Below are 7074 nucleotides of genomic sequence, written 5' to 3' on the forward strand. Positions count from 1 at the left end.
GGCCCCGCCCGGCCGAGCCGCCCCGGCGGCGGGCGCGGGCTGCGCGGGATCGGGGAGCGGGCGGCGGCCCTGCGCGGCGGCAGCACGGCGGGGCCGGGCGAGGACGGGACGACGTGGCGGCTGGCGGTCTGGCTGCCGGTGGGAGGGACGACGTGAACGAGGGCGTGAACGAGGGCGTGAACGTGGACGGGGACATGAACGGGGACATGAACGAGGGCAAGGACGCAGACGAGGGCGCAGGCGAAGGCGCGCGGCAGGGTGCCGACGGCATCCGGGTGGTGATCGCGGACGACGAGCGGCTGGTCCGCCTGGGCCTGCGGGTGGTGATCGACAGCGAACCCGACCTCACCGTGGTCGGCGAGGCCGCCGACGGCGCCGAGGTCGTCCCGCTGGTGCGCGAACTGCGCCCGGACGTGGTGCTGATGGACGTGCGGATGCCCGGCATCGACGGCATCCGGGCCACCGAGCAGCTGGTCAACGGGATGGCCGAGCCGCCGCGCGTCCTGGTGGTCACCACCTTCGAGCACGACGACCACGTCTACGACGCGCTGCGCGCGGGCGCCGCCGGATTCCTGCTGAAGCGCGCCCGGGCCGAGGAGATGGTGCAGGCGGTGCGGCTGGTCGCGCGCGGCGACTCGCTGCTGTTCCCGGCCGCCGTCCGCGACCTCGCGCTGCGCCACGGCGCGGACCGGCGGCGGGCGGCCGGGCCGGCGGACCGGGGACCGATCGGGCGGCTGACCGAGCGGGAGGGCCAGGTGCTGCGGCTGATGGCCACCGGGCTCAACAACGGTGAGATCGCGCGCCAGTTGGTGGTGAGCCAGGAGACGGTGAAGACGCACGTCGGCAGCGTGCTGGCCAAGCTGGGCGCGCGGGACCGCACCCAGGCGGTGATCGCGGCGTACGAGTCGGGCTTCGTGCTGCCGGGCTGACGCCCGGCCGGGCCCGGCCCACCGTGCCCGCTGCGCGTCGGGGGCGTCGGGGGCGTCGGGGGCGTCGGGGGCTCGAACGCGGATTCCATCCGGTCGGAACCAGCGAGTAGAGTGCGGCTTTCCCCCTTCAACGTCCGATACCTCCCGTATCGCCTGGAACGAACTGGTGGCCGCATGACAGTCCGGACCCGACCCGCGCTGTGGTGGCGCATGGGCATCGTGCTCTCCGCGGGCCTCGGCCTGATCCTCGGAACCGCGCCGCTGGTCTACTTCACCGTGCAGAGCAACGTGATCGTGTTCGGCTACTTCGTCGGCGCGGTCTACTGGATGCTCAAGCGCGACACCGTGGACGCGCCCGCGCCCCGGCTGCGCGGCGCGGCCACGCTGTACATCCTGATCACCGGCCTGGTCTCGCACGTCCTGCTCGAGCACGGCGCCAACCCGCTGCCCGGTCTGGTCAGCGGGCCGGACAAGCTGGCGCACTGGTCGTCCTTCTTCCTGCACTACGTGACGCCGGTGATGGTGATCGTCGACTGGCTGGTGCTCAGGCCGCGCAACGCCGCGGCCTGGAAGGACGTCCCGCTCTGGCTGGCCTTCCCGCTCGGCTACGCGGCGATCGTGCTCACCCGCAACGCGCTGTTCGACGACTACCCGCTGCCGTACCCCTACTTCTTCTTCGACCCGACCACCAAGGGCTACGGCTACGTCTGGGGCCAGATCGCCCTGCTGACCGTCGAGTTCGTGGTGCTCGCCGCACTCGTCGTCGGGCTGGACCGGCTCGGGACGCGGATCGCGGGCAGGCTCCGGCCGGCGCCGCAGGGCTGACCTCGGCGGACGTGCACGCGGCGGCGTCCGCGGCTCGGACCACCCGGCCTCGGACCACCGGTCTCGGACCAACTGGCCTCGGACCAATCAGCCTTGGACCAACCGGCCTCGGACCGACCGACCTCAGATCCGCCAGGCGCGGATCCGGTCGGCCGCCGCGTACACGTCCGTCCGGCCCTCCGCTATGCCGCGCGCCAGCTCCACCAGCGCTCCGTACGGCGGGTCGATCCCCTCCCCGGCCGCGTGCATGTACGCGGCCGTCGTCATGCAGGCGTACAGGTTGTTGCGCACCGGCAGCGGGCGCAGCAGCACGATGGTGTGCATCAGGGTGGCCGCGCACCAGGCCGGATCGGCCTCGTGGCCGAGCTGCGCGGTGTTCACCCGGTGCCGGGCGACGGCTGCTTGGAGCGCCGAGTAGTCCCGCACGCTGAGGTCCTCCGGGGAGGCCAGCTCCTGGACGTCGAGCAGCCAGCGCAGGTCGACGTGGAGCAGTGCCACTCCCCCGCCTCTCACCGCGTCACGCCCGCAGGCCGTACCGGCCGCACCCGTACCCGTGCCCGTCCGTATCCGCGCCCGCGTCGACGTCCGTGCCCGTCCACACCGCCGGCCCGTCCGTCCGCCCGTTCCGGCCTCAGGCGGCGGGGGCGTCCTCGGGGAACGCGGCGTCGAACTCGGCCCGGTGCGCCTTCCAGAACGCCACCGCGTGGTCCACGAAGACCCGCCGCTGCTGCTCCCGCACGCTCAGGTCGTGGACGTACGCCTTCACCGTCTTGCCGTCCGCGGCAGCGGCCTCGCGGATCGCGGCGAGCTCGTGCTCCGTGTACTCGATGTTGAGCGCAGGCATGCCGCCGATGGTACTGGAGGGACGGGCAGTTGGGGCCGCGGACGACGGATTTTCACCCGCAGTCAAAACGGCCGCTGTCGAGACCGTCCGGGACCATTCCGCCCCGCTCCGGATCGGCCCGGAGGAGGAAGCGGTGCGGCGCGCGGGATGACGCCCGGGCGGCGGGGCCGGCCGTAGCGTCGGGAGGGAGCGGTGGCGGAGGGGTTCCGCGGGGGAGACCGGGGTTCGGCGGAGGCCGAGATGAAGCGCAGGAGCATGGGCAGGGCCGCGGCCGCGGCGGTGGCGCTCGCGACGGCGGCGGTGCCGGCGGTGCCGGGGGTGGCCGCGGCGCAGGGGTCGACCGCGGCGCAGGAGGCGCCGACGGCCCGGAAAGGGCGGGCGAACCCGCTGGAGGGGGTCTGGCGGGCGGACGGCTACGGCCTGGTGGCCGTGGTCACCGGGGGCCGGCTCACCACCTACGACGTGACCGCGCACAGCTGCGTACCGGGCTGGATCACCGCGGACCGGGACGCGAACAGCGCCCCGGGGCCGGACGGCAGCGTCCGGTTCGTCCACGACGACGCCGCCCTGACGCTCACCCCGCGGGGCGCCGACCGGCTGATCGACCGCGAGGAGGGCTCGGTCGGGACGAAGACGCTGCACCGGATCGACGCCCTGCCGGCGCTCTGCACCCGGCCGGCACCGAACGACCCGCTCTCGGTCTTCGACCGCTTCGCGGAGAGCTTCGCCGAGAACTACCCCTTCTTCGCCGCCAAGGGGATCGACTGGGCCCGCGAGTGCGCACGGGCGCGCCAGGGGATCGGCCCGGCCACCACCCCCGACCAGCTCCAGCAGGTCTTCATCGGCCTGCTGGAGAAGCTGGGCGACGCGCACACCAGCCTGGCCCGGGTCACCGACCGCCCGCACGGCGTCTACTTCGGCCGGCGCCCGGACACCGTGCCGCCCACGGACGCCGAACTGGCCCGGTTCCAGCAGGCCGTCGCCGCTCAACTCGTCGGCCCGGCCCAGCCCTTCGGCAACGGCCTGCTGACCGTCGGGGAACTCCCGGACGGCCTGCGCTACCTGCGGGTGGACGGGTTCGGCGACTACGCCCCCGGTTTCTTCTCCGAGCAGGTCAAGGAACTCGACCGCGCGCTGGACGCGCTGCTCGCGGACCCGGACGGCACCACCGGGCTGGTGATCGACGTCCGGGCCAACGGCGGCGGCTCGGACGCGCTCGGGCTGCGGATCGCCTCCCGGCTCACCGACCGCCCGTACGTCGCCTACCGGAAGGTGGCGCGCAACGACCCGGCCGACCCGACGAAGTACACCCGGCCGCAGCCGATCACCGTACGGCCCTCGGCCGGGAAGCACTTCACCGGACCGGTCGCGCTGCTCACCTCCGCCGAGTCGATGAGCGCGGCCGAGACCTTCACCCAGGCCCTGATGGGCCGCTCCCCGCGCGTCGTGCGGATCGGGCAGAACACCCAGGGCGTCTTCTCCGACGTGCTGATCAGGACGCTCTCGCCGGACTTCCTGGTCGGCCTGCCGAACGAGAAGTTCCTGACCCGCGGCGGCACCACCTTCGACGGCCCCGGCATCCCGCCGCACCTCCGCATCCCGGTGTTCCGCCCGGACGACCTGGCCGTGCTCAGGGACCCGGCCCTGAGCACGGCCCGCCGGGTGCTCACCGGGGACGCCCTGAACGCCGCCCCGGGCGACCCGGGCGCCCAGGACGGCCAGGACGGCCAGGACGCGCAGGGAGACCAGGACGCGCAGGACGGCCTGGACGCGCAGGACGGCCTGGACGCGCAGGACGCGCAGGGAGACCACTCCGACCGGCCGTAGCCGCTACATCGGCTCCACCACCCGCAGTGCGCCGTCCAGCTCCAGCCACCGGGTGAGCCCCAGGCCGCGCAGGAACGCCACGTCGTGGCTGGCCACGATCAGCGCGCCCCGGTACGCGGCCAGCGCCTGGGTGAGCTGGCGGACGCTGGCGAGGTCCAGGTTGTTGGTCGGCTCGTCGAGCAGCAGCAGCTGCGGCGGCGGGTCGGCCAGCAGCAGGGCGGCCAGGGTCGCGCGGAACCGCTCGCCGCCGGAGAGGGTGGCGGCGGGCTGGTCGGCCCGGGCCCCGCGGAACAGGAACCGGGCGAGCCGGGCCCGGACCGCGTTGTCCCCGGCGGCGGGGGCGAACCGCTTGACGTTCTCCACCACGGAGCGCTCGTCGTCCAGCAGGTCGAGCCGCTGCGGGAGGTGCCGCAGCGGCACCGGGGTGATCACCTCCCCCGCCAGCGGGGCGAGTTCGCCCGCGATGGTGCGCAGCAGGGTGGTCTTGCCGGCGCCGTTGCGGCCGACCAGGGCGATCCGCTCGGGCCCGCGCAGGTCGAGGTCGGCGGTGGTGCCGTAGGGCAGCCGGACCTTGTCCAGGGTGAGCACGGTGCGCCCGGCCGGGACGGCGGTGCGCGGCAGGTCGATCCGGATCTCGGCGTCGTCCCGGACGGCCTCCTCGGCCGCGCTGGCCCGCGCCCTGGCCTCCTCCAGGCGCTCGGCGTGCATGCCCTGGAGCCGGCCGGCCGTCTCCTGGCCCTTGCGCTTGAGCATCCCGGCGACGATGTGCGGGTCGTTGCGGGTGACCGAGCGCTTCTTGCCGTACGCGGCGCTGCGGTCCAGCCGGATCCGGGCCTCGGCCAGGTCCCGTTTCTGGCGCTGGACGTCGGCCTCGGCGTTGCGCAGCTCCCGCTCGGCCGTCTCCTGCTGGGCCGCGAGGGTGCGTTCGTAGTCCTCGAAGTTGCCGCCGTACCAGGTGACTTCGCCGTCCCGGAGGTCGGCGATCTGGTCGACGTGCCGGAGCAGCTCGCGGTCGTGGCTGACGATCAGCATCACGCCGTTCCAGCTCGCCACCGTCTCGTAGAGCCGCTCGCGGGCGGCCCGGTCGAGGTTGTTGGTGGGCTCGTCGAGCAGCAGCACGTCGGGGCGGGCCATCAGCAGGGCGGCCAGCCGCAGCAGCACCGCCTCGCCGCCGGAGAGCTCGCCGGTGGTGCGGTCGAGGCCGAGGCGGCGCAGGCCGAGCCGGTCGAGGGTGGCGCGGGCGCGCTCCTCGACGTCCCAGTCGTCGCCGATCGCCTCGAAGTGGCGCTGGTCGGTGTCGCCGGACTCGATGGCGTGCAGGGCCTCGCGGGTGGCGCGGATGCCGAGTGCCTCGTCCACCCGCAGGGTGGTGTCGAGCGTCAGGCCCTGTGGCAGGTAGCCGAGTTCGCCGTCGATCCGGACGGTGCCGCCGGTCGGGGTGAGCTCGCCGGCGATCAGCCGCAGCAGGGTGGACTTGCCCGCGCCGTTCAGCCCGATCAGGCCGGTGCGGCCGGGGCCGACGGCGAGGTGGAAACCGTCCAGGACGGGCTTGCCGTCGGGCCACTCGAACGAGAGGCCGGTGCAGAGGACGGCGGTGGTGGTGGGTTGGTGTGCCATGTACAGGACTCCCGGGGTGGTTGCCGAAGGGGTGGTGAGCAACACGGGGAGACACCGCGGGTGCGGAACCTGGGGACGGCCGGAAGGAGGCGAAAGGGGTGGCGTCACACGGAGGGACGCCACGGGCCGTGACTGAGGTCGCACACTCGCGCACCGCGCAACGGCAGCAGGGCCTGCGCGGCGGGGGCGGTGTCCCGGGACCTCAGTAGAGCAACGGCCTTCTCCTTGTCTGGCTGATGACCCGGACCACGGTAGGCAGCCCGCACACCGCCCGCAACCGATTTACCGGGCGCCGGGTTTCCGCGCCGCCGCCGGGGCCCGCGACCGGGGCCGTGGCCGAGGCCCGCAGTTGAGGCCTGCCGCCGAGGCCCGCGAGCGAGGCCTGCCGCCGAGGCCCGCAACCGCGGCTCGCAACCGGCGCGGCGGACACCCGGTGCCGATCCCGTGCCGATCCGGTGACGGCTCCGTCCCGGTCCCGTGACGAGCCCGTCCCGGTCCGGGGCGGATGTCGGGAGCGCCCCGCCCGCATGGCAGACTCCTCACCTGCCATGCCTGCGGCCGAGTGGGGCCGCACCCGGGGACCGGGCCGCATGGCGGTAGTCCAACAGGGGGATTTGAACTCATGTCACCGATATCCCGGCCGGGCCGTGCCGTCCTGGGCGCCTCCGTCGCCGCGCTGACCATGGTGGTCGCCACCGCGTGCGGCCCCGAGAACGCCGATCCGGCCGCGACCGCGGCTCCGACCGTCGCGGCCAGCGTCCCCGGCAAGCCGGGCGCGGCTCCGATCAAGCTTCCGACGCTCGAAGAGCTGAAGACCTGGAAGCTCGAGGACTGGGACAAGTGGGCCCAGGCGAACGTCATCACCCCGGCGGTCAAGGGCTACTGGACCCTGCAGAAGCTGCTGGAGGCCAAGCCGAAGCCGCTGCCGCAGCCCGCCCCGGAGGCGAGCCAGCCGCCCGCGCAGCCCACCGGCGCCGCTCCGGCCACCAGCGCGCCCGCCCCGGCCCAGCCGACCGCCCAGCCCACCGCGGC

Annotated in this window: 6 protein-coding genes and 1 pseudogene; 4 read left to right on the forward strand and 3 right to left on the reverse strand. The window is 74.3% G+C overall.

Annotated features, from left to right (window positions below):
* The first annotated feature begins 269 nt into the window (after positions 1 to 269).
* Both ABZW03_RS33945 and ABZW03_RS33950 read left to right on the forward strand, forming a co-directional pair.
* Positions 270 to 929: a response regulator transcription factor gene (locus tag ABZW03_RS33945; protein ID WP_355267134.1), complete on the forward strand. Its 660-nt coding sequence runs from the start codon at positions 270 to 272 to the stop codon at positions 927 to 929.
* Positions 930 to 1103: 174 nt separating this feature from the next.
* Positions 1104 to 1754, forward strand: coding sequence for a Pr6Pr family membrane protein (locus ABZW03_RS33950; RefSeq protein WP_355267122.1), 651 nt, complete (start codon positions 1104 to 1106; stop codon positions 1752 to 1754).
* Positions 1755 to 1877: 123 nt separating this feature from the next.
* Here the strand turns inward: ABZW03_RS33950 and ABZW03_RS33955 are convergent, their stop codons facing one another.
* A complete protein-coding gene (locus ABZW03_RS33955; protein WP_355267125.1) occupies positions 1878 to 2252 on the reverse strand; it encodes a toxin Doc in 375 nt (124 codons plus the stop codon).
* A gap of 133 nt (positions 2253 to 2385) precedes the next feature.
* Positions 2386 to 2598 carry a hypothetical protein gene (locus ABZW03_RS33960; protein WP_224280451.1) on the reverse strand — a complete coding sequence of 71 codons (213 nt, stop codon included), beginning with the start codon at positions 2596 to 2598 and terminating at the stop codon, positions 2386 to 2388.
* Between the two features lie 240 nt (positions 2599 to 2838).
* On the opposite strand from ABZW03_RS33960, the gene ABZW03_RS33965 reads away from it, so the two are divergent.
* Positions 2839 to 4425: a S41 family peptidase gene (locus ABZW03_RS33965; RefSeq protein WP_355267128.1), complete on the forward strand. Its 1587-nt coding sequence runs from the start codon at positions 2839 to 2841 to the stop codon at positions 4423 to 4425.
* 3 nt (positions 4426 to 4428) lie between these two features.
* On the opposite strand, the gene ABZW03_RS33970 is transcribed toward ABZW03_RS33965, so the two are convergent.
* Positions 4429 to 6042, reverse strand: a complete 1614-nt coding sequence (locus ABZW03_RS33970) for an ABC-F family ATP-binding cassette domain-containing protein (RefSeq protein ID WP_355267131.1) — start codon at positions 6040 to 6042, stop codon at positions 4429 to 4431.
* Between the two features lie 622 nt (positions 6043 to 6664).
* On the opposite strand from ABZW03_RS33970, the pseudogene ABZW03_RS33975 reads away from it, so the two are divergent.
* Positions 6665 to 7074 (forward strand): annotated as a pseudogene (locus ABZW03_RS33975) (hypothetical protein); the annotation flags it as partial.

It is taken from the genome of Kitasatospora sp. NPDC004799, assembly GCF_040609095.1.
Lineage (GTDB): Bacteria > Actinomycetota > Actinomycetes > Streptomycetales > Streptomycetaceae > Kitasatospora.